The sequence below is a fragment of the Fimbriimonadaceae bacterium genome, from assembly GCA_019638775.1.
Taxonomy (GTDB): domain Bacteria; phylum Armatimonadota; class Fimbriimonadia; order Fimbriimonadales; family Fimbriimonadaceae; genus JAHBTD01.
This window is the reverse complement of record JAHBTD010000004.1, coordinates 231,163-258,155: the sequence shown is the minus strand read 5'-3', so window position 1 is coordinate 258,155 and position 26,993 is coordinate 231,163. Positions and strand designations below refer to the sequence as shown.

Below are 26,993 nucleotides of genomic sequence, written 5' to 3'. Positions count from 1 at the left end.
CAAGCTGGAACGGGCCTTTCGGGGGCCTACACCTGTTTGCGAGCACGCCCTTGATAACCGCAGTTATCGAGGGCGTGGCTTTTGCGGGGAGTTTACGGACACCGCAGCTTCAGCGTGATGATCTCGAACGGTCGATAGTTGAAAAGCACTCGGCCATCTGCCACTTCAATATCTTCGACGTTGTTCTCTTCCATGTCGCACATCCAAGCGCTCTCGATCGGGCGTGCGCAGAACAGATCGGCAAAGCCCCGACTGCCGTGACACTCATACAGCCGTACAATCAGATCGTTGCTGTCCTCCGCCTTCTTCACCGATTCGACCACCACGTTGCGGTCATCGACCTGGATGAGCGGGGGCAGATTGCCGTCGGCTCCGGCTCCGGGCTCAAGCGCTACTGAACGCAAGGGCGCGTTAAGGGCATAAGAAGCCTGGACAACGCCTGCGTAGTTGTATGGCCCAAAGTGTGGCATCAGCACGTAGGTGAACCGATGCTTGCCCATATCGCACTCAGGGTCTGGAGCTTTGGGTGCGCGGAGAAGGGTCATGCGCATCACGTTTCCGTTGATGTCGTGCCCATACTTGCAATCGTTGAGCAGGGCAACCCCTTGATCGCCTTCGCTCAGGTCTACCCATTTCTGCGCGGGCACCTCAAAACGGGCCATATCCCAACTCGTGTTGTAGTGGGTTGGACGTTCCACGTTGCCGAACTGGATTTCGTATGTTGCGCGGAGAGCGTGGATGTTCACGGGGAAAGCCACCTTCAGCATCTTGTCCTCTTCGTGCCAGTCGACTTCGGTATCGAAGCGAATACCGGGGGTTGGGCCAAGACTGATGCGTTGGCGAATCGTACTCTTGTTAAAGCGCTTGACGACTTCAATCGCACAGCGCACGGGACCACGTTCAGCAACCTCGACGCTTTCACTCTTTACAAGATCGCGGGAGGTCTCATAGCTGAACACTTCCACATCCCAGGCCGACCAAAAGTTTGGTTTGTCCTCGAAAATCTGGAACATGTTTGCCAGCTTGCCGGGCTCGACGAATTCGGTTCCGTCTTCAAGACTCTGAATGGACGTGATGTTTCCGTGCTGGTCGAAACGAATGAGAAGCTCGCCATTTTCTAACTTGCGAGGGCTAGCCTTGAGGCGATACTTGCTGACAGAGGCCTCTTCGCGGATATCGGCAATCGCCACCGCACCGAGCGCGGACATCGGAGTGGGGAAGATGAGCTTGCGCTCGCCGAACGCCTCGATCACTTGTACGGGCAGATTTTCATCTTCCGTTGTGATGGACTGAGGTTCGTCCTTGCTGGTCCAGTCGATCTCTCCCTGCGATTGCACCGATGCGTTTTGGAACATCGCATAGGGCCGCTCCATCTCTGAGCGGTCCATCTTGTTTCCGATCTTTGATAGCGCTTTGCCGATCAGACCATTGCAGACCCTTGCGATCTCTGCGTAGTCACGGGCGGCATCGCGGTAAACCTCGTTGACCGAAGAACCGGGCAGGATGTCGTGGAATTGGTTGAGCAGCGTGAGCTTCCAAGCATCCTCAATTTCGGTTTGCGGATATGCCTTTGGGAAGTCGGGGGTGAAGCAGCTCAGTAGTTCGGCATCGCGGAGCAGAAACTCGCTAAAGCGGTTGCCTTTCTTGGTCGCAGCCTGACTGGTGTAAGTGCCTCGGTGGAGCTCCAGATAAAGCTCGCCGTGCCAATGCGTGAGATCTTTGCTTTTGGCTTTTGCATCGCGGAAAAAGTCAAGAGCTTTCTTCCCACGGTTGATTTCTGGCAAGGCGGGGGCTGTGCGAGCGCGGCGAAGGAACTCAATATGCCGCTCAGTGGGGCCACCGCCACCATCGCCGTAACCATACACATACAGCGAATGATCGCATCGGGCGTGATCCTTGTAGTTCTTCATGTTGAAGAGCAGGTTCTCGGGCTCGCAGCTGGCGCAATAGGTGTCAGCAGGGAGGAAATGAGACCAGACTTCCGTACCGTCAATTCCGTGCCACCAGAAAGTGTGATGGGGGAATTTGTTGAACTGGTTCCAACTAATCTTCTGGGTTAGGAAGTAGTCGATGTTGAACTTCTTCAGGATTTGAGGGATCGACGCTGCGTAGCCAAAGACATCGGGCAGCCACATATCCTGCGTTTCGTAGCCAAGCTTGTCGCGGAAGTATCGCCGTCCATAGAGGAACTGCCGCACGAGCGCTTCAGAGCCAGAGAGGTTGCAGTCGGCCTCAACCCACATCGATCCAAGCGGCTCCCACTGTCCCTTCTTGATCGCCTCTTTGATGCGCTCAAAAAGTACGGGGTACTCCATCTCGACCCACTCGTATTGGGATGCTTGCGAGTGAACGAAGACGTATTCGGGATAGCGGGCCATCAGGGCAAGCTGGTTCGCGGCTGTATGGGCCATCTTCTTGTGGGTGACGTCCAGCGGCCACAGCCAAGCGGTGTCGAGGTGGGCGTGGCCAACCGCAGTCATTGTGTGCTTATGGCTCTCGGGCAGGCTTGCCATTGCATCGCGCAAGACCTTTCGGCAGCGACCGTAAGTCTCCGGGCTTCCCAATCGAAAGAGATTGCATGCGTCGTTCAGTCCTCGAAGGATCGTGTGGAAAGCGGGCTCGTCCTGAGGGAGTTTCCGGACGAGATTCAGGCAAAAGTCGATGTCCCAAAGAAGCTCCTTGATGTCGTGATTGATGATCACTAGGTCAACGCTCTTCACCGTCGATACGAGGTCTTCACGCGGGAGTTCCTTCACATAGACGCGGCACTGAGGGTTCGGTGTGTATGCCTGAATGTAGACCGTAACTTTCTTTCCGGGTTGGGCGTCGATGGGGCAGGGACCATAGGTGTCGCTGCTGAACGGCATGACGTCGTGCTGACTGTCAAGGCCTAACCACGGGGAGTTGTCCGCCCAAACCGTGCGCTCGGTGTCCAGGTCGGCTCGCATTCCGTAAAGCTTGCCTGCCCAGTTTTTAGGGACAGTGCCGCTGACACGGAACCAAAAAGTGGTGTAAGCGGGGCCATATTTATAGCCTGGTTCGACGGTTTTGAAGGGACCCTTCTTTGCGTCCTTTTCATTCGTATGAGGTACGTCGCAGATTTCGACGGTCAAGGGAACACTTTCGCCGTAGATGTTCGGCTTGAGTTCGTTGTCGATAAGGCGCAGGACGCGCGTGATCGTCAGATCCGAGTGTTTCAGCATGAAGAGCGGCTCCGGGAAGGGCCAAGTTTACACGCCGATGACCCTTCAATGAGGAGCCTCACCTCAAAAACTACTCGGTATATGGCATAAAGTTGCTGAGGGCGACCATTGCCCTCAGCGATTCCATAGTAGAAGCCATGCAGGCTGCTTCGGATAAGGCAAGCCTGCAATGGCATTGGTTGGTGGCACGCATCCCCTTGTGCGGAGGAGTGCGTGGCACACTCGTTTTATTTGCGCTCTCGCCAGCTCTGATTCTTCAGAGTGAAGAACAGCTTGTCTCCTGGCATAGCTGGAGGCATATTGGTTGGCAGCGCGGGGACTTGATAAATCTTGGGGACGTTTGTGCCGAGATCGTAGAAGTTCGCCACAAACGTTCCCATGATCTCGTTCTGCTTCGCGCTCACAATCTTGCCTTGAGCGTAGAACGCGCCGGCAAGCTTGAGCTGGGCGTCGCCGCCTCCCGTCGCAATATTCAGGTTGTTCTTGGCGATCAGTCCTATCCGTGCCGACGTTGGGAAGATCTTGCCGCTTGCGGGCAGCAAGTGTGAGCTAATCGAAATGTTCCCCTTTGAAAAGAGAGTTCCATTGCCTTCGTAGGTGATGGTCTCCTTGGAAGCGCCGATCTGTATGTCTCCGGTTGTCCGAATAATTCCGTTCATGATCAGCTTTGCGGGAGGGTTGCCTTTGTTGCCTTCCGGCACAAAGGTGATGGAGTTGCCTTTGAGGTCGAAAAGAGTGAACGGAAGGGTTGTCGCCGTGATCGAGCTGAGATTGATCGTCAATGCTTGGCTGTCGAGGTACGCCTCCTGATTGCTCCAAATGGTGCCGTTCGGGGCAACGAAGGGCTGTGCGCCGATGCCACTGATCAACGGGAACTCAATACCAACAGAACCGAGGTCATAGGCGTTGTTTGTCCCGTTATCGCTAAAGACTGCGGAGGAGCCCTTGGTTCCGGTGAACCCGTCGCTCACATACGATCCGTCGATGGTGCCTTTGCTTGTGCCGCCATCGATCGATCCTGTTGCGCCAATCGTCGCGCTTCCGCTGATTGCAATCCGTCCGTGCTTGACACGGACTTCGGTGGAGAGCGTCTCGATGCCCGAGATCCTTGGTGCAGCGGGTACGAGGGCTTCGAGTCCTGCATCCATCCCACTGTAGTTGTTTCCGATATAGGCGTTTCCACTAAAGCTGGAGTTGAGGTCCGTTTGAGTCAACGGCGGGTCGTAAAAGCCGTTCTTGTTCGTATCGTTGTAGGGCTCGGCTGAATTCCAGATTCCGTCAAGGTTCGTGTCGGTAAACGGCTCACCTGGATCCCAAACACCATTCTTGTTCGTGTCGGTATAGGTTTCGGCGGGGTCCCACACACCGTTCTTGTTCAGGTCGGAGTAGGCTTCACCTTCACCGAGAATGTGCACCGAACCACGGATGTCGACGTTGCCGTTGATGGCTTGCCCCGAAGCGCCGGTACCGGCAAAAATCGCGTTGTTCCAGATGCCGACATTTCGCGCTCGAATTAAGCTCCTCACACTCTTGGTGACGCCTTTGTATGTCACCGTGCTGGTAACCCACGCCCACGTATTGTCGGGCTGTGGTGAAACCAGAGTAGTTGCGACGCATCCAGGCGCGAGGTCGTTTAGGTCCGAAGAGATCGTCCGACTGCCAGAAAGAAATATGCCCTTGTTTGCGGCAAGGTCGGAGTAAGCGCGTGAAATGCCAAGTTCAAGGCCAGCTTGCGATGCTTGGAAGGCTTTCTGTCGATCCTCGTCCATTCGCGAGCGGTACATGCCCTGCACGGAATATCCGGCAACGCCCATCGTCACGATGAGCAAGATCACCATTGCGAAGAGGGCCATCAGCGCGGTGGAGCCTCTTTTTATGCGGTTTGTCATTTTGCGTTCCTTATCAAGACTGTCGTCTTCATGCGCACATAGCGAGGCTCGCCGCGTACACCTTGCTGTGCGATGATGTTGATCGTGATCGCACGTCGCGAACCGATCGTGGTGACGGTGAAGGGGTCGTAGACCTGGTTGTACTGGCTTGATGTTGGATCAGGGTCCTTTGACGCAACATTCTTGACCAGAATCCTATTGGTCGAACGATCTATGAGGTTGCCGCCTGTAACTTCGAAAAGCCGTGCTGTCCCATCCGAAACGATGGGTATCTGATATTCGCTTTCACCGGTGATTGCGTCAACGCCTGCAACCTTCGGCATGTAGTAAGTCAATTTTTTGCCGTCGGCAGAGACGCTCACATCCACTGCAGCTCGAATTGTTTCAGTCACTCGTCGCATGGTCTGCGCGGTCTTATTTGTGTTTTCAACGTCGACGGTGGTCCGCTGGTAGGATCGGAGTCCAAACACGAGAAGGCTAAGCAGCCCGAACAGGACGAAGGACATCATGCCCATTCCGACGAGCAGTTCAACAAGGGAGAAGCCCTTTCGTCTCATTGGTAACCTCCAAGGATCGTTCCGGTCTTAAAGCTTCTGTTTTTTCCGGTCGCGGACTTCCACGATATCGTCACGTCGACGCGCATGGAATTTGCATCGGCAGGATTCACGTCCAGTGTGGCAGTGCCTGCGCGAAGAGCTTGGCTAGGGCTATAGCGCGAACCTTGATCCATTGGGATATTCGAAAAACTGTAGGGCGGCTGCGATTGACCCGTATCGATCAAGTTCAGCTTGGTCAGGGTGACAGCTGTCATGTCGGATCGCTGCAACATCTGAACCTGTTCAACCATGCGCTGGGCCATCGCCTGCGCAACACTCTCCTCCTTCGCCACAGTTTGTGATTTGTGGATCATCGGGATCAAGGCGAAAAAGGCGGCGGCGGCAAGTGTGAGCATAAAAACGCCGATCAGGACATCGATCAGCAGCGCACCTTTTCGCTGTCTTCGTGTTCGCGCACGGTTAGCCATGCTGGTTCTATCGGTGTTTATGGAGCCGTCTTTAGCAACGGCAGATGCGTAAAATATAGTACTTCAAACTATAATTTTCTCTCATAAGATTCATATTCTTGAACCGTCTTTTCTTGCCGTATTTTCGCGTAATAGGCTGAAAATACGACAGAAAATAAAATGAAAATTTCTGACAGATTTGCCGGACACTGAGCAAATGGTCTCATTTCTCGCTTTTGAATGATAGTGTGAAAACCACTATAGTTCTATCGCTCGTTCGTAGTGTTCGATCCTCGTCCCTCGGGCAACAAGAACGCGTTGTTGAGATATTCAGTCCGACTTCTCTAAACTCCGATAGGACATCCTCTATCGAAACGGGCTCTTGGGCGGTATCCTAACGCCTCAGTGAAAGCGATTTCCAAGGTCCGCCCTGAGCCCGGTGTCGAACTCGTCGATGTTCCCGAACCAGATATCCGCCCCGGCTGCGTCAAAATCAAGCTTGAAGCCGCGTCTGTCTGCGGCACCGACTTGCACATTTACTCTTGGGATGCGTGGTCTGCCTCTCGAATCCTGCCCCCGCGCATTATCGGCCATGAGTTCTGTGGAACCATCGTTGAGGTTGGAGAGGGCGTTACTGACCGTGCTGTCGGCGACTTTGTCGCTAGCGAATCGCATATTATCTGTGGGCGCTGTCGTCAGTGCCTCGCCGGACAAGGCCACGTTTGCGTGAACACCAGAATCCTCGGTGTGGATGTTGACGGTGGGTTTGCGACTCATGCCGTCATTCCAATGGACAACGCACGTCCGACGAGCCGTGAAATCCCGACAAAGATCGCGGCCTTTCAAGATGCGTTGGGGAACGCGGTTCATACGGCAATGGACGGCCCCGTCACAGGGCAAAGAATCCTCATCACAGGGCTCGGGCCGATCGGCTTGATGGCAGGGGCGATTTGCAAAACCCTTGGTGCAGAACTGGTCGTGGGCACTGAAGTTAGCTGCTATCGAATTGAGCTCGCAAATAAGATCGGTTTTGACCACGTCCTGAATCCGATGGAGCAGGACGTTAAGGGCGAGCTTGGACGGATCGTTCCGGAAGGCTTTGACGGCGTTCTTGAGATGAGTGGGCATCCTTCGTCGCTTGATCTTGCGGTTTCGCTGGTTCGGCCGGGCGGTCGAATCTCGCTCCTCGGTGTGTTTGGCGAGAACGTGCAGCCAATCCGTGTCAACGACGTGATCTTTAAAGGCGTACAAGTGAACGGCATCGTCGGACGCAACCTTTGGAAAACGTGGGATCAGATGCACGGGCTCTTGACGGGACATCAGCTTGACGTCTCCGCAGTGGTAACGCATGAGATGCACTACACCGAGTTTGCAAAGGCGATGGAACTGATGAAGTCGGGGATGGCTGGGAAAGTCGTCTTCACCTTTGAGTAGATTTCGCCACGTTTGTCTTTACAATCCTTTCAGTGCATGAGCACGCTTTTCCTTCGCGTACACTTGGGTTGACGTGGACTTCACCGAAATCATTGCGAAACGCCGAGACGGTTTGCTTCATTCGCCCGACGAGCTAAATGTCCTTGCTCAGGGAGCGGCGACGGGCACGGTCCCCGACTACCAACTCTCGGCGTGGCTCATGGCTGCGTACCTCAATCCCCTTTCCGAAGAAGAGACGACAGAGCTAACGGTAGCAATGGCAAACTCGGGCGAGCGGGTTGATCTTACCGGTCTCCTCAAACCATGGGTGGATAAGCACAGCACGGGCGGCGTAGGCGATAAAACGACAATCGTGCTGCTACCTCTTTTAGCGGCATGTGGGTTGACCGTGGTGAAGATGAGCGGAAGGGGGCTCGGCATCACCGGCGGGACGGTCGATAAGCTCTCCTCGATCCCTGGCTTTCGGATGGACCTCACACCCAGCGAGTTGAAGGCTCAGGCGGCAGAGATCGGAGTTGCGATCACCGGGCAAAGTCCTGACCTTGCACCCGCCGACAAAGTTCTTTATGCATTACGTGACGTTACTGGAACGGTGACGTCGATGCCGCTAATCGTAAGCAGCATCTTATCCAAGAAGATCGCCGGCGGCTCCGAAACAGTTGTGATTGATGTCAAATGCGGGTCTGGGGCATTCATGAAGACTCTGCAAGAGGCACAGGAATTGGCAACGTGGCTCAAGCGGATTGGTGAACGTGCGGGCCTGCATGTACGGTGCGCTATTACCGATATGGATCAGCCTCTGGGCTATGCGGTAGGGAATGCTCTTGAGGTGAAAGAGGCGATCCGGGTGTTGAAGGGTGTGGAGTCGGGAAGGTTCCAGACGCTGTGCCTTGAGCTTGCGGGCCTGACGCTCTGTGCTTGTGGCAAAGCTGCATCCCAGGAGGAAGGGAAGGCAATGGCGCTCAACGCACTGATTCATGGGGAAGCGTTGGATAAGGCAAAGGTGTGGTTTGCGGCTCAGGGTGGGGATATGTCAGTCTTTGAGACTGAGGATTGGGAGCTAGCCCAGCACGTTGTAGAAGTCCGAGCGGAGCAGGAAGGTTGGGTGGAGAAGATCGACGCTCAGATGATCGGGCAGGCGGTGGTCGATCTTGGCGGGGGGCGCAAAACGAAGTCAGATGAGATTGACCCATCGGTTGGAATTGTGCTGAAGGTTGAGGTGGGGAGCAAGGTCGGGAAGGGGGATGTGTTGGCGGAAGTGCATGCACGCTTATCGCAGGCTGACGAAGCCCGATCAGTTCAAGAGGCCATTTTGATTTCTGAAGCGGAGGTTGCCGCTCGCCCGTTGATTCTTGGGCAGGTTTAGCGTCATTAAGTTGGGATACTCCTATTACGGTTATTCTCGAATCGTACGATTTTCACGCAAAGGATTCTCTGTGAGTTCTGCGTAGTATCCGGGGCTGCTGGTAGTCGCCTAGGGACCTCCCACCCCAACCCCTCCCTCCATTTCGACTGCGTCGAGATGGAGGGAGGGCTCCGGATTTGGTAACTAACTGCGTGGAAATGTATAGAAGGATTCTCCGGCCCGGAGCCTTACTTGGCCCCAAGGTAAACTCCCGCCTCCCATGGACCTCAAAAGTACGCTCCATTTGCCGGACCCGAACTTCACCATTCCGATGAAGGCCGACCTGCCCCAGCGCGAGCCCGAAATTCAAGCCCGCTGGGCTCAAATGGAGATTTACCACAGGATTCAGGAGGCGCGAAAAGACGCCCCCAGCTTTGTCCTGCACGACGGTCCTCCCTATACCAACGGCCCGATCCACGTCGGCACTGCGATGAACAAAATCCTCAAGGACTTTGTCGTGAAGTCGCGTACGCTCCTCGGCTACCGTGCGCCGTACGTGCCGGGATACGATAACCATGGATTGCCGATTGAGCAAGCCGTGATGCGTGAGTTTCACGAGCGCAAGGAAAATCCGGACATCACGACGTTGCGCAAGGCTTGCCGTGCCCACGCCGTCAAGTATTTGGACATCCAGACTGCACAGTTCAAGCGTCTGGGCGTGTTTGGACTTTGGGAGAAGCCTTATACCACGATGGGCTTCAAATACGAAGCTGAGATCGTGAGGGTGTTTAAGCGTCTGGTCGAGGGGGGCTTTATCTATCGTGGCCTGCGCCCGACTCTTTGGAGTCCGACCAGCCGCACCGCTCTTGCCGATACCGAAATCGTTTACAACGACCACACGAGCAAGGCGATCTATGTCCGGTTTCCATTGAAGTATGACGCCAATGGATGGTCGCGAAGCCTCCCGAACGTTTACACGATCATCTGGACGACGACTCCCTGGACGATCCCAGCAAACCTTGCCTGTGCGTTTCATCCGTTCTTGGAGTATTCGCTCGTTAAGGTAGAGGGGGACCACTATCTCTTGCTAGATGCGCTCGTTGAAAAGGTCGCAACTGAGCTTGGATGGGAGAATTTCACCAAGATCGAAACCCTCATGGGTGTGAGCCTTGAAGGCAGCTCCTTTAAGCATCCTATCTTCGAGCGTGATTCGGTCGCAGTCATGGCGGAATATGTCACGACAGAAGACGGCACGGGTGTGGTTCACACAGCGCCCGGACATGGGCGCGATGACTTCTTCACTGGCCTCAAGAACAAGCTCGATATTCTATGCCCAGTGGATGAGAGGGGGATTCTCACGAAGGAGGCCGGAGAGTTCGAGGGTGTCTCTTACAAGGATTGCGACAAAGTGGTTGTGGATCGCCTGGCTGAAGTTGGCAATCTGCTGAAGGCGTACGACTACCAGCACTCCTACCCCTACGCCGAGCGCGATGGCAAGCCTGTGATCTTCCGCGCCACGGAACAGTGGTTCGTTGGGATCGATTTCAATGATCTTCGCGATCAGATGTTGGCGCAGATTGCGAACGTGCAGTTCGTGCCGGAGACAGGCCGAAACCGCATCGAGCCGATGGTGCGCAATCGCCCCGACTGGTGCATCTCGCGGCAGAGGCCGTGGGGCGTCGGCATCCCGGTGATCTACGGAAAAGAGTCCGGGGAACCAGTGTTGGATGCCGAAGTGATTGAAGCGGTGGCGCAGTTGATTGAAAACGAGGGCTCGGATGCGTGGTTTGAAAAGGAACCCGCAGAGTTCTTGCCGACTGGCTACAAGCACCCGATGACGGGAGAGACCGAGTTCCGAAAAGAGACGGACGTACTGGATGTATGGTTTGATAGCGGCGCGACCAACCTTTGCGTGTTGGAGGGCAACGTCGAGCCAGAGTGGAAAGAGAATTGGCCTGCCGACTTGTACTTGGAGGGCTCGGACCAGCACCGAGGCTGGTTTAACAGCTCACTCGTGATTGCTACCGCGATCCGAGGTGAAGCCCCCTACAAGACTGTATTGACGCACGGATTTGTCAATGACGAGAAAGGCATGAAGATGTCAAAGCGGTTTGGCAACGTCGTCGATCCCAATGCGGCCTGCGATACCTACGGTGCGGATATCTTGCGTTATTGGGCGGCAAGTGTGGACTGGGCGAACGACGTTCCATGCGGAGACAATCTGCTCAAGCAGATGGGCGAGTCTTATCGGACCATCCGAAACACGCTGCGATTTTTGTTAGGGAACCTAAGCGATTACACACCCGGTACAACTGCAGATCTTCTTGAGTTGGATCAATGGGTGATCGAGCAAACCGATCTGCTCGTTGCCGATTGCACGACCCGCTACGAGGAGTTTGACTTTGGTGCGGCGCTCATCGCTATTCACAATTTCTGTGTGAACGAGTTGTCGCGATTCTATCTCGATTCATCCAAGGATCGGATGTACTGCGATGGCAAAGATTGGAACTCCCGGCGTTCAGGCCAGGTTGCTTGTCTCTATGTGTTGGAGCGTCTGGTGAAACTCATTGCCCCGATCCTCTGCCACACCGCCGAAGAGGTTTATGAAAGGCTTCCGCTTGCTGCGGGGGAGAAGCTGGAAAGCGTCCACATGGAGACTCTGCCGAGAGTAAGCCGAGCGAGATTGGGCGAGATTCAGGGCTCAGAGCGCGAGAGGAAGTTTGGTTCTCTGCTTCAAACTCGTGCATGGGTCTTTGCCGAATACGAGAAGTGGAAGGTCGGATCGGGAGTCAAGGATAGTCAAGATGTGCGCTGCGCGGTTACGGTGTCTGAGAATGACTTTGCATGGCTTCGACAGTTTGACGACGAGGAGCTAGCCGTCCTCTTTAAGATGAGTTGGGTTGAGCTATCACACGGGACACCCACGGTGAGCTTTTCCGAAAGTCCCTTCCGAAAGTGCGAGCGAAGCCGGCTTCGCCGACCAGACGTAGAAGATTTCAACGGTACGCCGCTCACCGCTCGGGATCGCAAGGTCCTTGAGGAGATCGGCTTTTGGGCATGAATAGGCGTCACTGGTTTTGGATTCTGTTTGTCGGGATGATTGTCCTCGACCAGCTTGTGAAGTTTTGGGCACGCCATGCTGCCGACGGCGTGGAGGGTCGGGACTTCTTGGTTGTCTGGCCCAATGTCCTGACGCTTACGCTTACCTATAATCACGGCATCGCCTTTGGCATGCTCCAAGGGCTTGGCGTACTGCTTGCACCAGTGGCTATTGGCATTGTCGCATTGGCGGCGTGGCACAGTCACAAACATCCGCACGAGGGTCCGCTCACCCATGTGACGCTTGGGCTCTTGGCAGGTGGAGCGGTGGGCAACCTGATCGATCGGATGTGGCTTGGCAAAGTCACCGATCTATTTTACGTACGTGCCATCAACTTCCCAGTTTTCAATATCGCCGATATCTGCATCACTTCGGCGGCGATTCTGCTTGTTTGGAAATTCGGACGGGAGATGTGGACACAACCCAAGGAATCGGAAGCCGCCGCCATCTCATCTGCCGAGCCTGAGACGAAGGCCTAGCGCTTGCAACGATTTTAGACGTCTTACTGTATAGACTCTAAAAGGTAGGACATACACATGACGCAGATACCCATCCGTGGACTCTTTCAACTGACGAAGGCAGCGCTTGTTGTCGCCGCTGCGGTTGCTGTTCCGTACATTTTGAAGAAAAACAAGCGTGTCGCCGAGCAGCTTGGCGATACGCTGATGAAGGCTGGAGAGAAGCTAAAGAAGGATTCGCCTAGCAGCGAGCAATCCGGCGCCAAGGTTAAAGCCAAGCCTGCCGCTGCGACGGCAGAATCAAAGGATGCGTCTGCACCTGTGGCTGAAGCCGAAACATCAACGAAGACAGCGGCAAAACCGGCATCAGCAAAGAAATCGTCCGTAAAATCCGCGACAAAAGCAGCGGCAAAGTCGACAGCCAAGAAGTCTGCGGCAAAGCCCAAGAAGGCATCAACGACGACGCGGCCTAAGAGCTAACTTACGTCCCGCTTCGCGGATATCGACGAGGCTCTCGCGGTGGTCGTTGAACATGCAAATGGCCCGTACGCCGAACATGTCAGCGATCTGAACGGCTGAACTGTAGCTTTTTGGGTTCAGCTTGTCGTCCCGACATTTCCCGTTTTCTTCGTCGAATCGCGCACAATCTTTACAGTGCATCTTCGCCTCGCATTCGGTTCTCTCGCCGCATTGGCTCTGATCGCTCTGGGCTTGGCTCAGGGCGCAGGATCGACTGCTCAGCCCATCCAACTTCAGTATGCCAATGGCGTGTTTCGAATCGTCTCAGGATCGGAGACTACCCGGATATCTGCTCAAACGTCTACCGAAACAGAAACCGCCCGTCAACCGGAAAAACTGCTCTTTAGAAGGGACGACGCATTTGTGGTTTGGGATGCGCGTGGGCTGAGCGTACGAAAGGGCGACGAGGTGATCACGACCGGTCTTGAATACCTCACGCTGTCTCCTAAGCTCTTCTCGGAAGAGGAGATCACTTTGAACTTTGGCCTGTATTTCTTGGGACGCCGCGATTTACGGGCTGCCGAAGTTGTGGGCTCAAAGCGGGTTGGAAACAGCGTCTATCTCCTCGTCGAATGGACGGACTTTGTTGGAGACCCTTGGCTTCATGTCGTCGTCGAAGCAGACCTGACAACACCAAAACCGGATGTAAATGTTATTGGCAAGATTCCGGGAATAGCACTGGATGTGACCGACGACTGGGACCGCCTTCTTCTCACACCGCGCGGCTTGGTTTCTTTTGTCTCGGGGTCGGGGAGTTGGGGGCGATCCGTCCTTGACCTGAAGGCGAAAACTTTAACGTTTGAGAAGCTCGGCGAGCAGGTGGTTGAGGTTCGGAAACGATCTGACAACCTGGCTCACTATAAGTCCAGAACGACCTACGGGTCGCTGGTTATGGGTCAGGTCTCGCTTGCGTCGGGAAACGCTCTTCCTTTGATTGAGACGAAGGGCAATGTTCGGCTTTTAGATAGCGAGACGCCTTGGATCTTTGTTGAGGCTGACCAGCGCGGTCGCGACCTTCATAACGCGGATACCGGAGCCGAGAGGATGATCCCAGCCGACGCAGGGATAATGCGAACGCCCAAGGGTTTGCTGGTTTGGTCTCCTCAAAAGAACCCAACTCTTGCCGAATTGCTGGAAATGAATCGCCTAGAAGTGATTGCCCGCTGGACACCCAAGGCGGAGGTCAAACCTCCAGCAAAGCCCAAGAAGACCTCCGGTCGGGGTCGGGGCTAACGAATCTCGAAAGGTACTGAAACCTTTAGGGTTACGCTCATCCGAAAACTCCGCGCGTTCGGATCACCAAGGATGAAGAAGTATTCGGCGCCCTTGTTGCCGCTTCGTCGGAAGGCCAGATAGACGTTTGTGTCGCTCCCTCGACTTACGAGGCGGCCATTAATCGACTGGTCGTTTCCGATATCGTAAACGCCGCTGAGGATGAATTGGCTGTTGTCTTCGCTGCCAAACTTCACATGCTGGAGTCTTCCGTTCAGTTGAAGCCTTTGGACAGGGCGATAGGATATCGATATCCGCTCAGATTGGTAGTTTTCACCGGCTACTTTTCCAGTCGTGAACCCGAAGTCCCATCGACGGTACGGGTTGCCTCTTGGCTTTTCGATGCTGAAATCGAAAACGCGATCAATGTTTCCCTCAAACTCCTCATAGTCGTAATCGATGTCGATATCGAGTCCGTCCTTCATCGTCACGCTTGTGGATGCGCTAAATTCTGTGCGGTAAGGGTTTCCATCAAAATCATTGAGCTTCTCAAAACCAAGTGAATAGCCAGCCTCGATCACGCCGTTCCAGTCCATCGGCTTGTCGAAGCTGAATCGTCCGTTATAGCCCCTTAAGTTTCGTTCTCTTACAAAGCCCAAACGCGGTCTGTAATTGGGGCTAATTTCAACATACTCAAGGCTTGATGAGAGCCCCTGATTGCGGTAACTCAGACCTGTGTTGTATCGGTGCCCATCGCCTTCGTCCGTATCACGCGACGTGGATATCTGACCAAAGAGGGAGAGGCGGTCGATCCCGTGTGAGTAAGAGATGAAATCCGCTGAGTTTGAAATGCCCTTGCGCTGAAGGTCGGTGAAAGCCACGACTAAGTTGCTGCGAGGGCTGAATTGCATATTGGCTCTGCCAACAAGGGCATTTTCATCTCCGAAGTCGTTGGCATTGATAATCCCGATGTCTGTTGTGGGATTGATCTTTCCGTAGAACTTCAACCCAGTATCAAACTTATCAATACGTTGGGAAGCGAAGATTGGGGCATCTCGTGACGTACCAAAAAACGAGGAACCCTCCAGAAAGAAAGGTCGAGACTCTCCGGCAAGCCTCTCAAAATAGCTAAAGTCGATGGAGAGGACTTGATTCTCGATATTTCGGAAGTCGGGGTTGATCGAACCAACTGCTTCGAGCTGATCGGTGATGGCCATTCGGGCATCCAGGCCTGCGTTTGAAATCGTCTTGCCGTCATCGTAACCAAGATATCCAAAGGGCAATAGCTTGAGAGAGTTCCTGTCTGTCGCGGGCACATCGACGCCCACCCAGCGACCGTTGTTCTCGACCCGGCCATCGCCTGTGTGAGCCCATACAAAGTCTCTCTGGAGTCGTTTGTGGTTTCGAGAGGCGTTGAACGCCATGTCGTGCATGCCCTGAGATGGCAATCGCATGATGCCCCAGGGGATTCGTGCCTCCGCCTCCCACCCCGTCTCGGTGACTCGTGCATTGGCGAGAATCTCACCCAGCCATTCGCGCTTTGCGGCTCGTCCACCGGCGATGTCGATATTGGTCGCGCCGCGCGGGTTGATGCTGAAATGGTTAAAGTCGCGGTAGGTATTGAAGGGATCAAGGGCGAACGTGACCGAGTCATCACCACCGAGACTGACGTTCGTTCTGTACTCTGTGGCCTGAATTGTGTGCGGCTGCTTGTCGACGAGTTTGGCGGCAAAGTAGATGAACTTATCGTCGTATCCGATCCAGAACTGGGCTGTCTCGTCCGTCGGTTGCCCCGTCTCCTCGTCGAGCAAGCCTTGAAAAGTGGAGAGGTTTGCCCATTCACTGTCTTCGATGATCCCATCGATTTTTGGCGGATTGACGACCTTGACCGCGTCGAGCCTCCTCGTATCTTGTCCACCGGCCAGAGTAATACTGGCAAGGAGTATGGCAAGGCAGGCGAAGGGGATTCGGGGAGACATAGACCTAAGCATATTAGGCGAATAGGCGGCCCTGGATGGGCTGACTGCGCAGAACGTCCTAGACATTCAGGTACTCAAATGGCAGGCTCACACACAAAAAAGTGCCCCGCCGAGAGGGTTTTAATCGGCAGGGCACACTCTCCTTTCAATGCAATGTGTGTCCCTGTTTGACGAGGCTTGATTTGAGCTTGTTCCCGGAAAGTTTGAGAAAATTTTTGGGACCATGCCACTAGGCAGTTGCAACCTGGGGGCATGATTCTGGCGTAACCTAAAGCAACCATGTCTGAACGCACGATTCTGAAAGGAGTCTCGGCTGACGCTTTCATCGCCGATACGGACCGGATTGCCCTTGAGGCGCTGAAAAAAGTACCGCTTTTGCCTAAGGTGATCCAGAAGTTCTATGAGCTGGGGATTGACCGCTGGATGTACTGCTACAACATGTCGATGTCGGTCCGTTGTGGACCGACGCAGTACAAGACGCTTTATGACATCCTTGCCGAATCCTGCGAAGTCTTGGACATGCCCGAACCCGAGCTTTACATCACGAGCAACCCGTTCCCCAATGCACTTACCGGCGGAGTCGAGCGCCCGTACATAACCCTGCGTTCGTCAATCGTGGAGACACTTAGTGACGAGGAATTGTATCATCTTATGGGTCATGAACTTGGACATATCAAGGCAGGCCATGTGCTCTATAAATCTGTCGCGGCGGTGCTGATACCCTTGCTGGAGGCAATTGGACGGCGTACGTTCGGTCTGGGGGACGTGGCGAGCCTTGGACTGATGCTGGCGTTTTATGAATGGTCGAGGCAGGCCGAGATCAGCGCAGACCGTGCCGGGCTATTGGTTTCGCAATCGCTGGATACGTCCATCGACGCCAACCTTCGACTTACGGCTGGTCCCAATCGACTCTCCCATGAAGAAAATCGCGACGCATTCATGGATCAGGCGCGTGCTTATCAGGATGCTTCGGGTCTAGATGCGGTCGGTAAGGTGTTGATCTTTATCCTCATGAGTTCGACCTATACGCATCCGATGCCGGTTCACCGCACCCAGGAGTTGGAGCGCTGGGTCTTGTCAGGAGCCTATGACAAGATCATGAGCGGCGACTATAAGAAGTCGGATGTGGCTTAGAGTGAGATCAGATATCTGAAATCGGATATCCGATCTCTGATTACTCTTCATTATCAGGATCAAGGTGTGAGGTCTCAATCCGACGGATCGTGCGGGCTGACGAGACCATTACAATCGACTCAGTGAGCGTTACGCTGCGTTTGTAGCGCACACCTCGAAGGAGGTCGCCAGGAGTCACGCCTGTCGCACAGAACACGACATTTCCTGAGGCGAGATCTTCAGTTTTGAAGATACGGGTCACGTCTCCCCCGGCCATCTTCTCGGCGCGCTCACGCTGCTCCTCTTTGGTAAATACAAGTCTTGCCTGCATCTCTCCACCAACGCACAGCACCGCTGCGGCGGTGATGACGCCTTCAGGCGCACCGCCGATTCCCATGAGTCCGTCGACGCCCGAATCGGGGTCGAGGGCGGCGATGGCGACGGATAGGTCGCCGTCCGGGACGAGGTGGACACGACAGCCCGCTTCGCGAAGCTCGCGAATGGTGGCCTCATGCCGTGGGCGGTCGAGGATGCCGATGATGAGCTCGTCGATATCTTTGCCCATCGCTTTGGCCATGAGCCGAGCATTCACCCTTGGCGGAAGCGTGATATCCACCACACCGGCGCACTCTGGACCAACGACCAGCTTTTCCATATAGCAGTCGGGGGCGTGCATGAGGTGGCCTTCGCCTTCGACGCAGGCCGCAAGGACGGCGATGGCGTTGGGTGTGCCGTTCGCACACAGATTGGTGCCTTCGAGCGGATCAACGGCGATCTGGATGCGGGGACCCTTGCCGGTTCCGACGTCCTCACCGATGAAGAGCATTGGCGCTTCGTCGCGCTCGCCTTCACCGATGACGATCGTCCCAGACATTTCGATCTGGTTCATCGTATTGCGCATGCCCTCGCAGGCAGCTTGGTCGGCAGAGTTGCGGTCGCCTTTGCCTACCCAAAGGGCAGAACCAAGGGCGGCGTTTTCGGTGACACGGACGAAATCAAGATAAAGACTATGATCCAAGAATGGACTCCTTTGTCGCGGTTGGACTTAGGAAAGAGTTTACTTGAACCCATCGCCTGCGCCATCCTCACAGGAGGAAGGATGAGACGAAAGATGTGGATCATGATCTCGGGGCCGTATCGGCATGGGGCAAAAACTGCCGAAGAGCGTGCAGCAAATTTGCGCGCGATGAACGACGCAGCTGTTGCTGTCTTTCGTCTCGGGCATGTTCCGATCATCGGCGTGAACATGGCGTTGCCGATGATCGAAGCTGTGGGAAGCGACAGCTACGACGAGATCATGATGCCGGTTTCGTTGGCTCTGGCAGAGCGGTGTGATGCAGTGCTGCGCATTGGTGGCCCCTCAAAAGGTGCCCATGAAGAGGTGGAGAAGTTTCGGAGCGTGGGGAAGCCTGTATTCGGGTCTGTATCGGAGGTTCCGTCGGTGACTGATTGCACTTGAAGGGCTATATTTCTGCGGCTTCTCCGCCTTAGGGCGCTCATGTGCGGCTTGCCTCAGACTGCCTCGGGCTGGGTAGAGCTCGGGTCGGTTCAAAATTTCGGCTGAGGTCCCATTCTCTGCCTGATGTGGGACCTTGCCGCGTCCAAGAATATTAGGTATAACTTTCGTTCGCGTTGCCGCATAGCTCAGTTGGTAGAGCAGCTGACTGTTAATCAGCGGGTCATAGGTTCGAGTCCTATTGCGGCAGCCATCGTTTTCGGTTCAAAAAGCCGCCTTTGAGGCGGCTTTTTTGTTTTTTAGGCCGCCTGTGTTCCCACACCTACACTCCGCGCTGAAGTATTGCGTCCCGTCCCCGAGCTCTTGCCCGTTGCCTGCTTGGGTGACGCACTCGCTGTGATCGTGAGGCTGAATGCTAGCTTGAGCCATCGTATACTGAGTTCGTGAGAGGCTTGCCGTTGATTTAGGCTCTGGCAGCGGGAGTGGAGCGAAGGGAAGAAGGACTGGCACTCTTAGGCATCGGAGGTGTGATGGCGGTAACTGTGGTGAACGAGAAGATAGTATGTCGTGGGATCGTGTTTATTGCAGCCGCGACGATCAACTTATACGTGGGTTTGAGTATGAGGTGAGTTATGATTAGCTTGGTAATATGCACAATTATTTGTAGCCGAGTAGATGAGAAATCTCCAACTGTAAAAGCAGATACGGCTGTCATTGCGAAAGTAGAAAAAAACGGAAGTATTCTTGTAAGAAAAAATCTGTTCGATGCTGATAAATGGACCATTAATCCAGAGCCAGATGAGGTCCGATTGAAGGGCGAAAAAGTATTCAAGTCAGTAACGCTCTGGGAAAATTCAGATTTTAGTACTGCTCTCGTATGGGCAAATGAAATGTATGATTATAAGTTATGGATTCTCAACACGAAAACGTTTGCTGTAAAGGGACCTATTTCATATAGAATGACCGCAAAGAATCCGAAGTGGCTATCCAATACAGAGTTCGAGATCGAAGAACCTGTTTCTATGATTTCCAGGCAGGCTGTCGTATCAACTGGGGAAGTACGGAGAGATGGAACTGTTCAATGGCGCAAGACTGAACGGATGGGTGGGAACTCGTCGTCCACGGGAGTTAAAGATAAATCATTGCCGATGGCGTTAGTGAAGAAACACGATCTTGTCGGGACCGTAGGTGAAGGACTAGTATCACCTGATTTCCGTGAACATATGATTGGTGAAAAACGAGGGCCTTGGATTGTTACTGATTCAGATAGGACAGTAATTATCCGCGGCTTAAGAAGAGTCGATTATTCCGCTGGCAGCACTCGATTGTTTGTATTCAAGAAGAACGATAATTACTTACTACATGAATTTGGCGTAGTTTCTTCGATAGACGAGATGAAACTATCAAAAAATTGGTTTGTAATACGCAGACGTCAATTGGGTGGCGCAAAACTAGATGTGTTAAGTCTACGGTCTTTAACATTGATGTGGCATTTAGATGCTGACGATGTCATATTTTTGGATGAATAGAGGCGTTGATTGAGATTGAAGTGTTAGCCGTAGCGACGTGCGTTGCTTGATCGTGACAATGCCTCGTGATGTCGCACCGCCAAGAAAACTGCCCCACCCGTTGATTACGAATAGGGTCACCCTATTCCCCACTCTCTCTGACCAACGCCGTCAACCGATCCAGCGCCTCAGGGCTAGCTTCGGGACCCTTATTCTTCTTCAACTGGGCGATCATCTCTTCCAGGTGCTCCAAGAACTTCCGGCATCCCGGACATCGCGCGGCGTGGGCCAATGCATACCATTTCGCAAAGCCACGGGAGGTCCCGTCAGCGGTGCGATTAAGGAGGCCCTCCATATGCCGACAGGGCTTGTGGACGGACCGTTTGCGGCGGAAGATGTTGGTCATTCTAAACCCGGCTGAATCACAGCCAACCTTTGTCGTAAGAGTCGACGGCCCCGGAACAATCGTGACTTCACCGTTCCCTGCGGTACGCCAAGCGCTTCTGCAGCTTCATCATAAGTCATTTCTTCAACATCGCAAAGAGTGACAGCAAGTTTGTATTCGTCAGGCAGCTTGTCAAGCTCCTCCTGAATGAACTCCCCTACGAGCCTCCAATTCACACTTGCCCAAGTGTCGGACGACTCTGGGATATAGTCTTCGAGGGGAACTGTCGCAGGACGGGAAGAAGCTCGCCGGAGATCTTTTCGATACACATTCTGCAAAATTCGGATCAGCCAGCTTCGGGGGTAGCGGCCGTCGAATCCACTCCAACCTTTAGCCGCTTGCAGGAGAGTTTGCCCGACCAGGTCCTCCGCCCACACATCATCCATCGTCAGCCGTCGAGCGACTCGATAGAGGACTGCCATCTCGGCAAGAGCCACGTCCTCAAATTTGGGACGTGTGCTCATGCCGAGAGGCATGGATACCGTGGTTTCCTTTACGATTTACGATTTCTCCTCTTACGGATAAGCGCCAAAGCGCCCAAACCGAGCACTGCCATGCTTGCCGGTTCTGGAACGGGGGTGACCTGCACACGTAGCAGATCGGTATTCTGCGACCATGCTGGCATCTGGTCCCAGCTGTCTCCTACTCCATTGATGATACCGGCGTGAACCCGAATGTGGTCGTCGCCAGAGTTCTCCGCCGGGTTGCCGTTACCGCCAAGGAAGGCTAGGTCGGCGGCGTTCTGGGTGTTCAGCTCAGTGCCCGCATCCCATGCTCGTGCACCGGTGATTGTCAGATCAAATCCCACCGGATTCGAGCCGCTAAATAGCGAGAGCCCCATCGAACTGAACGACTCGCCAAGGAATCCATCGTTGGTCTTGCCAAGCATCGTAGCAAACGAGAAGAACCCGTGACTCATGTCGGTCGAGAAGCTCATCATGCGGGTGTCGCCAGGCCCCAGCGGGGACATGCCGATCACACCGAACGCCCCCACCGCGCCGCCGGCCGCGTTCGTGATGTTCAGCATCTCAGCTGTATTTCCCGTCTCGGCGATGTCTTTGATGCCGAGCGAGGACGTCCCGCCGACGTTGAAGATATTGAAGCTGTTATCGGCAGCGGCAAAGTAGAAGGGGCTCAGGGGTTGGGGACCGACGTTGGTGATCGTGATTTGAAAATCCGCCGCCTGGGCAACGCCAGCCGACGCAATTAATGCGAGTGATAGTATTCGTAGACTTCCTTTCATCATTTCCTCCGCATGGCGCTGACACAACGTTCATGCGGAGAGGGGAATCCCTGGCAGTCCAAAAGTGTTTCCGGAATTATGAGATTGATTTTGGGGAAGGCACGACAGGGCATTGCTCTCCAACTGATTCGCCTCCACCCTAAGGAGGGTGGAGGCATAGTGGATTGATGGCTTGCGTGGAATTTACTTCCTCGTGCCACCATCCTTGGCGAGGTCTTCACCCAGCGCACCGGGGTTGGAAGAGGACGTTCCCGACATAGGTGCGGGCCAATTGCTCTTGCCGTCTGGAAGGGTAACTCCACCTGCCTTGCAGACCTCCTTCACAAAGTCCGTACAGTTCGCCTTCGCAAGGTTGTACTTCTTATCCTTCCACTTCTTCCATTCCTGCTTCATCTTCTCGACGTCGGCAAACTTCACCTTGAACGTCTTCTTGACATCCCAGGGGTGATCTTTATCGTTGACGAGCTTGCCATCTTTGTCGGCGCCAGTGAGGACGTCCACCGTGCTCACCGGACTGCCCGGATAGAATCCACCCATAATCGACTTTCCGCCACCCGAGATTTCAATGAAGGTGTGTCCGACATCGCCATCTTCATAAGCGTCTCTGTCGCCGCCATTTCCAGGCTGGTCGCAATAGACGGTGACCTCGAATTCGGCGACATCTTTCGTCGCGGCGTTGAAGTCGTCGATCCATTTCACAGGATCCCACGCTTCAGGGGTTGCCGGTGGCTTCTTGCTGCTGCCGCCAAGGCCCGAGCCGCAGAGGATTCCGGGAAAAACGGAACCCACCTGATTCCACATCATGTTCGGGCCGCCCGCGTTGACAACGTAAGCATTGACCAGAGACGGCTGGATCATTTTCGGAACGGTAAGCGAGCAGTTAGCGATGTTGTTGCGGTTGACCATCGCCCGCTCATAGCCGACGCCACCAGGGTACGTGACCATGACGTCGACCATGCCGTTTGGAACGGGTTTGTCGCTTTTTAGGGTTGTGGAGACGTCAACCTTGGTCGTATTCGTTCCTGAGTTCGGCGTACATTCGACCTTAGGGTCTGAAACTGAGAAGACGCCGGGGTTTTCGATCTCCTCTTGCGGCGGTTCGTCGGAGATGACAGCGGTGACGGTGTAGTTTCCGGTCACGTTTGCTGTGAACGGAATCTTCGCCGAGCCTCCTGCTTCCACGTAGGCATAGCTCTTTTGAAGCGCGATCTGCGGCTGACCACCACGCAGCGTGACGAATCCAGACGCATTGGAGGCGATCTCAATCTCGCCCGTCGCACCACGCTGAACCGTACCTGGTCCCGACAGTCTGAGCGAAGGCTTGACCGACTTGTTGGGGGCTTTGAGCAGTTTGCCGTCGGGGGTTTCCGCCTGGAAGGTGTACTCGCCAGCGGGCACGTTCTGCGCGACAAAGAGCTGCTCCATTGAAGAGCCTGCGTCGGTGTCGCCAATGGGGATCGTTTGCCCAGTGGACGAGACCAGAGCGGGATTCTTCAGTCCATTCAAGTTCGTGCCGGTGGCTCGAACAACGCCGTCGGTGCCAATCGTAGGCGTCGAGTTGACGATCGAGGGAGGCAACTCCTCCTTCGGCATTGGAACGATGGTGCAGGGATCGCTCTTCGGCTTCGACTTCTTTCCGCCGAACTGCTGCGACATCGTGACGATGATCGGGATGGCAGCGAGGGGCAGGAAGTTGCTGAGCGTGCTTCCGCCCACTTGTCCCTTCGGTCCAACCTTTTCAACACCCGCGACAGTGCCGGAATAGACGGCGACCTCTTCGCCCGCCAAAGCGGTCGGGTCGATGCGACCCTCTGGAAGTTCACCCACAACAAGGCCGGTAAACGATTCCCCCTCTGCAGCAACGCTGGGCATGATCACGTCAAACCCGGTCGGGGTGAGCAGAACGGCGTTCAGGCCCGCGCCAACGGCCTCTGCCGCTGTCTTGATCGCACCTTGGATTGCCGCGCTGGCGTTGCGCGCTCCGGCGGCTGCCTGTTGCAAAGCCGATTGTGCAAGACGGGTTTGTGTGGCGGCGCGGTCGAAGTCGCCAGCTTTCGCGGCTCCTAGCGCCCCTCCAATCTGTGCTTTCGCCTCACCGAGGGGTCGGGCAGCTTCCGCTCGTCCGGCGGCTTTCAGGGCATCGTCCACCTTGACGGCAGCCGTGCCCAAAGCTTCGGTGGCTCGGTTTTCGGCTCCGCGAACGCCGACTTGAGCGACGGGCGCAGACAACGATACTGTGGGCGTGTAGCTGAATGCAACGGTTGCGGCGAAGTTGCCGCAGAGCAGACATAGCCCAACTTTGCGTAAAAGTGATTTCATCAGGAACCTCCCCTAAGGTTCGCCGACGGCTATCAGAAGCCGACGGCTTCTGCTGCCAGTATAAAGGATTCGGTTTTTTGAATCAAGGTAGAGCGATTTGAAGAATATTGCCGCGTATGCGTGGCATTCTGGATCAGGCCGAAGCCAAGGGTCAGCAGATCCCTTCGTGTTCCTCACAACGACAACCTCCAGGTAATCTCCCCTTCATGCGGCATGCCCGGACATTTTTGCTTCTGCTCGCTCTGATCCCGACCCTTGCTCTTGCCCAGCAGAAGGTCACCGACCCCAAAATCTTCTTCGGCCACGAGATCGGCGCGGATTATCAGCTCCCCAACTACCAAGCTCTGAGCAAGTACTGGGCGCTGCTCGATAAGGAGTCGGACCGCATGACCGTCAAGGTCATGGGCAAGACAGAGGAGGGCCGCGACCAGTTGATGGCTATTGTCAGCTCGCCGGACAACATCAAGAAGCTTGAGCATTATCGAAAGATTTCCGAGAAGCTCGCCCGGGCGGAGAACCTTAGCGACGCCGAAGCCAAGAAGCTCGCTGCGGAAGGGAAGGCTGTAGTCTGGATTGATGGTGGCCTCCACGCCAGCGAGGTGCTGTGTGCCCAGGTTCTGATGGAGTCGGTTTATCAGCTGATCAGCCACAACGACGAAGAGACCAAGCGCATTCTGAATGACGTGATCATCCTGTTTGTCCACGCAAATCCCGACGGGATGGACCTGATGAGCGACTGGTACATGCAGGAATCCGACCCAAACAAACGAGGTTTCAATATCCCCCGGCTGTATCAGAAATATATCGGGCACGACAACAACCGCGACTTTTACGCGGCAACCCAACGCGAAACCAAGAACATGAACCGCGTGATGTACCGGGAGTGGTACCCGCAGATCATGTACAACCATCACCAGACCGGACCGCGTGGAACCGTCATGTTTGCGCCGCCATTCCGCGATCCGTTCAACCATAACATCGACCCGCAGGTGATGGCGGGCATCGAGCAGGTGGGTATTGCCATGCACACGCGCTTCATTCGGGAGAATAAGCCGGGCGTGACCATGCGCGATGGCGCGTCGTATTCGACTTGGTGGAACGGCGGCCTGCGCACCACAGCCTATTTTCACAATATAGTCGGCATCCTCACCGAAACCATTGGCAGTCCGACACCCATGCGTATCCCGTTCGTGGCGAACCGGCTGGAGCCTAAGGGAAATCTAATTTTCCCCATCGGACCCCAAGAATGGAAGTTTCGGCAGTCGGTCGATTACTCGGTAACAGCCAACTATGCGATTTTGGACATCGCATCGCGCTATCGCAGCGAGTGGCTTTACGGCATGTATCAGATGGGTCGTCGGCAGATCGAGAACGGATCGAAAGACAGCTGGATCGACTATCCTTCGCGGCTGAACGGAGTAAGGAATCTGGAGGACGTGCGCAAGCCGGAGCTTCGCTCTCCCCGGGGATATATCATCCCCCGCGACCAGGACGACTTCTTTACCGCTGAGAAATTTGTGACCGCGCTTGTGGAGAACGGGATCGACATTCACCGTGCCACTGCCGAATTTGAGGTCGGGGGCAGAAAGTACCCGGCTGGGTCGCTGATCGTAAAGTCTGCGCAGGCTTTCCGCGCGCACATCCTCGATATGTTCGAGCCGCAGGATCACCCGAACGACATTACGGCGCCGGGGGCTCCCCCCACCCCGCCCTACGACAACGCGGGCTATACGCTGGCCTATCAGATGGGCGTGAAGTTCGACCGGATTTTGGACGCCTTTGAGGGGCCGTTTGAGAAGATCGTCGATTGGAAGGAGTCGGACTTCTCATCGGACGCGACGCAGCTAAGCGATCGAAGCAACTACTCCTATAAGGCGGTTTTCGAGTGGTTCAAGGCTGGCAAGAAGGTCTATCGAAACGCGAACGGATTTGCGTCCACTTCCAACGGAAACGGCGACGTCGAGATCAAGCTGCCGCGCATCGCTTTGTGGGACCGCTATGGCGGGTCGATGGACTCCGGCTGGATTCGGTGGATCTTCGACCAATGGGGCATCCCCTACACCGTCGTCTTTGCGCGCGAGCTGGATACGGGACTGCTGAAGGAGAAGTACGACGTCATCATCTTCGTCGACGGCGCGATCCCGGCGACGTTGCGCGACCCGTCCGAGCCGAACTATGAGGGCATCCCTGCCAGCTATTGGCACATGCTGGGGTCGGTGTCGAAGGCCACCGTCCTGCAACTGAAGAACTTCCTTGAGGCGGGCGGAACGGTCGTCACCATCGGCGGGTCCACCTCACTGGGTAAACACCTTGAGCTGCCCATCGAGAGCCATCTGATGGAGGATGGTAAGCCCTTGGGGCGTGAGAAGTATTACGTCCCTGGATCGGTGCTGAGCGTGGCGGTGGACAACACGCTTCCCGTGTCGCGCGGGATGGGCGAACGGGCGAACGTCATGTTCGACAACTCGCCCGTGTTCAAGATCACCGGCGATGGCGTGAAGCCGATTGCATGGTTCGATTCTCCGAACCCTCTGCGCAGCGGCTGGGCGTGGGGCGCGAAGTATCTGGATAAGGGTGTCGCGATGGCGCAGGCCCCGGTCGGGAAGGGAACGCTGTATCTGTTCGGGCCGGAAATCACCTTCCGTGCACAGTCGCACGGGACGTTCAAGCTGCTGTTCAATGCGATGTTGAAGTAACGCGGCCATCAGCAATCAGCCATCGGTGAAGCTTGATAGCCGATAGCCGATAGCCGATAGCCGATAGCTGA

General features: G+C 55.0%; 20 protein-coding genes and 1 tRNA gene. 11 read left to right on the top strand and 10 right to left on the bottom strand.

Annotated features, from left to right (window positions below; genetic code table 11):
- Nucleotides 1-92: 92 nt before the first annotated feature.
- The 4 genes from KF784_15420 to KF784_15405 all read right to left on the bottom strand — a co-directional run bounded on the left by KF784_15420 (nt 93) and on the right by KF784_15405 (nt 6,116).
- Nucleotides 93-3,203 carry an alpha-mannosidase gene (locus KF784_15420; protein ID MBX3120448.1) on the bottom strand — a complete coding sequence of 1,037 codons (3,111 nt, stop codon included), beginning with the start codon at nt 3,201-3,203 and terminating at the stop codon, nt 93-95.
- 227 nt (nt 3,204-3,430) lie between these two features.
- Nucleotides 3,431-5,092 carry a hypothetical protein gene (locus KF784_15415; protein MBX3120447.1) on the bottom strand — a complete coding sequence of 554 codons (1,662 nt, stop codon included), beginning with the start codon at nt 5,090-5,092 and terminating at the stop codon, nt 3,431-3,433.
- On the bottom strand, nt 5,089-5,649 hold the full coding sequence (locus KF784_15410) for a prepilin-type N-terminal cleavage/methylation domain-containing protein (GenBank protein ID MBX3120446.1): 561 nt from the start codon (nt 5,647-5,649) through the stop codon (nt 5,089-5,091). Before KF784_15410 ends, KF784_15415 begins: the two co-directional genes overlap by 4 nt.
- Nucleotides 5,646-6,116: a hypothetical protein gene (locus tag KF784_15405; protein MBX3120445.1), complete on the bottom strand. Its 471-nt coding sequence runs from the start codon at nt 6,114-6,116 to the stop codon at nt 5,646-5,648. The genes KF784_15410 and KF784_15405 overlap by 4 nt, the downstream gene beginning before the upstream one ends.
- Nucleotides 6,117-6,500: 384 nt before the next feature.
- On the opposite strand from KF784_15405, the gene tdh reads away from it, so the two are divergent.
- The 6 genes from tdh (at nt 6,501) to KF784_15375 (ending at nt 14,184) form a co-directional block, all read left to right on the top strand.
- Nucleotides 6,501-7,529 carry an L-threonine 3-dehydrogenase gene (tdh, locus tag KF784_15400; protein ID MBX3120444.1) on the top strand — a complete coding sequence of 343 codons (1,029 nt, stop codon included), beginning with the start codon at nt 6,501-6,503 and terminating at the stop codon, nt 7,527-7,529.
- A 73-nt stretch (nt 7,530-7,602) separates the two neighbouring features.
- Nucleotides 7,603-8,895 carry a thymidine phosphorylase gene (locus KF784_15395; protein ID MBX3120443.1) on the top strand — a complete coding sequence of 431 codons (1,293 nt, stop codon included), beginning with the start codon at nt 7,603-7,605 and terminating at the stop codon, nt 8,893-8,895.
- Between the two features lie 259 nt (nt 8,896-9,154).
- A complete protein-coding gene (gene ileS, locus KF784_15390) occupies nt 9,155-11,935 on the top strand; it encodes an isoleucine--tRNA ligase (GenBank protein ID MBX3120442.1) in 2,781 nt (926 codons plus the stop codon).
- Complete coding sequence (gene lspA / locus KF784_15385) at nt 11,932-12,453, top strand: signal peptidase II (GenBank protein MBX3120441.1); 522 nt, start codon at nt 11,932-11,934, stop codon at nt 12,451-12,453. The genes ileS and lspA overlap by 4 nt, the downstream gene beginning before the upstream one ends.
- 57 nt (nt 12,454-12,510) lie before the next feature.
- A complete protein-coding gene (locus KF784_15380; protein ID MBX3120440.1) occupies nt 12,511-12,912 on the top strand; it encodes a hypothetical protein in 402 nt (133 codons plus the stop codon).
- A 174-nt stretch (nt 12,913-13,086) separates the two neighbouring features.
- A complete protein-coding gene (locus tag KF784_15375; GenBank protein ID MBX3120439.1) occupies nt 13,087-14,184 on the top strand; it encodes a hypothetical protein in 1,098 nt (365 codons plus the stop codon).
- Here the strand turns inward: KF784_15375 and KF784_15370 are convergent.
- A complete protein-coding gene (locus KF784_15370) occupies nt 14,181-16,142 on the bottom strand; it encodes a hypothetical protein (GenBank protein ID MBX3120438.1) in 1,962 nt (653 codons plus the stop codon). The genes KF784_15375 and KF784_15370 overlap by 4 nt on opposite strands.
- Before the next feature lie 279 nt (nt 16,143-16,421).
- Here KF784_15370 and KF784_15365 point away from each other — a divergent pair, with 279 nt between their 5' ends.
- Entirely contained in the window at nt 16,422-17,276 is an 855-nt protein-coding gene (locus tag KF784_15365) for a M48 family metallopeptidase (GenBank protein MBX3120437.1), read from the top strand.
- A gap of 40 nt (nt 17,277-17,316) precedes the next feature.
- Here the strand turns inward: KF784_15365 and glpX are convergent, their stop codons facing one another.
- Entirely contained in the window at nt 17,317-18,273 is a 957-nt protein-coding gene (gene glpX / locus KF784_15360; GenBank protein ID MBX3120436.1) for a class II fructose-bisphosphatase, read from the bottom strand.
- 81 nt (nt 18,274-18,354) lie between these two features.
- Here glpX and KF784_15355 point away from each other — a divergent pair, with 81 nt between their 5' ends.
- The 3 genes from KF784_15355 (at nt 18,355) to KF784_15345 (ending at nt 20,240) form a co-directional block, all read left to right on the top strand.
- Nucleotides 18,355-18,714, top strand: a complete 360-nt coding sequence (locus tag KF784_15355) for a hypothetical protein (GenBank protein MBX3120435.1) — start codon at nt 18,355-18,357, stop codon at nt 18,712-18,714.
- A gap of 174 nt (nt 18,715-18,888) precedes the next feature.
- Nucleotides 18,889-18,964 (top strand) — tRNA-Asn (locus KF784_15350).
- A gap of 379 nt (nt 18,965-19,343) precedes the next feature.
- Complete coding sequence (locus KF784_15345; GenBank protein MBX3120434.1) at nt 19,344-20,240, top strand: hypothetical protein; 897 nt, start codon at nt 19,344-19,346, stop codon at nt 20,238-20,240.
- Between the two features lie 121 nt (nt 20,241-20,361).
- Here KF784_15345 and KF784_15340 read toward each other — a convergent pair whose 3' ends face one another.
- From KF784_15340 to KF784_15325, 4 genes are all read right to left on the bottom strand, one after another.
- Nucleotides 20,362-20,625 (bottom strand): hypothetical protein, encoded by a 264-nt coding sequence (locus KF784_15340; protein MBX3120433.1) that lies wholly within the window; start codon nt 20,623-20,625, stop codon nt 20,362-20,364.
- Nucleotides 20,622-21,128 (bottom strand): RNA polymerase sigma factor, encoded by a 507-nt coding sequence (locus KF784_15335; protein MBX3120432.1) that lies wholly within the window; start codon nt 21,126-21,128, stop codon nt 20,622-20,624. The genes KF784_15340 and KF784_15335 overlap by 4 nt, the downstream gene beginning before the upstream one ends.
- 29 nt (nt 21,129-21,157) lie before the next feature.
- Nucleotides 21,158-21,907 carry a spondin domain-containing protein gene (locus KF784_15330; GenBank protein ID MBX3120431.1) on the bottom strand — a complete coding sequence of 250 codons (750 nt, stop codon included), beginning with the start codon at nt 21,905-21,907 and terminating at the stop codon, nt 21,158-21,160.
- 183 nt (nt 21,908-22,090) lie between these two features.
- Entirely contained in the window at nt 22,091-24,226 is a 2,136-nt protein-coding gene (locus KF784_15325; protein MBX3120430.1) for a hypothetical protein, read from the bottom strand.
- Nucleotides 24,227-24,432: 206 nt separating this feature from the next.
- Between KF784_15325 and KF784_15320 the strand changes: the two genes are divergently transcribed.
- Nucleotides 24,433-26,922 (top strand): hypothetical protein, encoded by a 2,490-nt coding sequence (locus KF784_15320; GenBank protein MBX3120429.1) that lies wholly within the window; start codon nt 24,433-24,435, stop codon nt 26,920-26,922.
- The last annotated feature ends 71 nt before the right edge of the window (nt 26,923-26,993 follow it).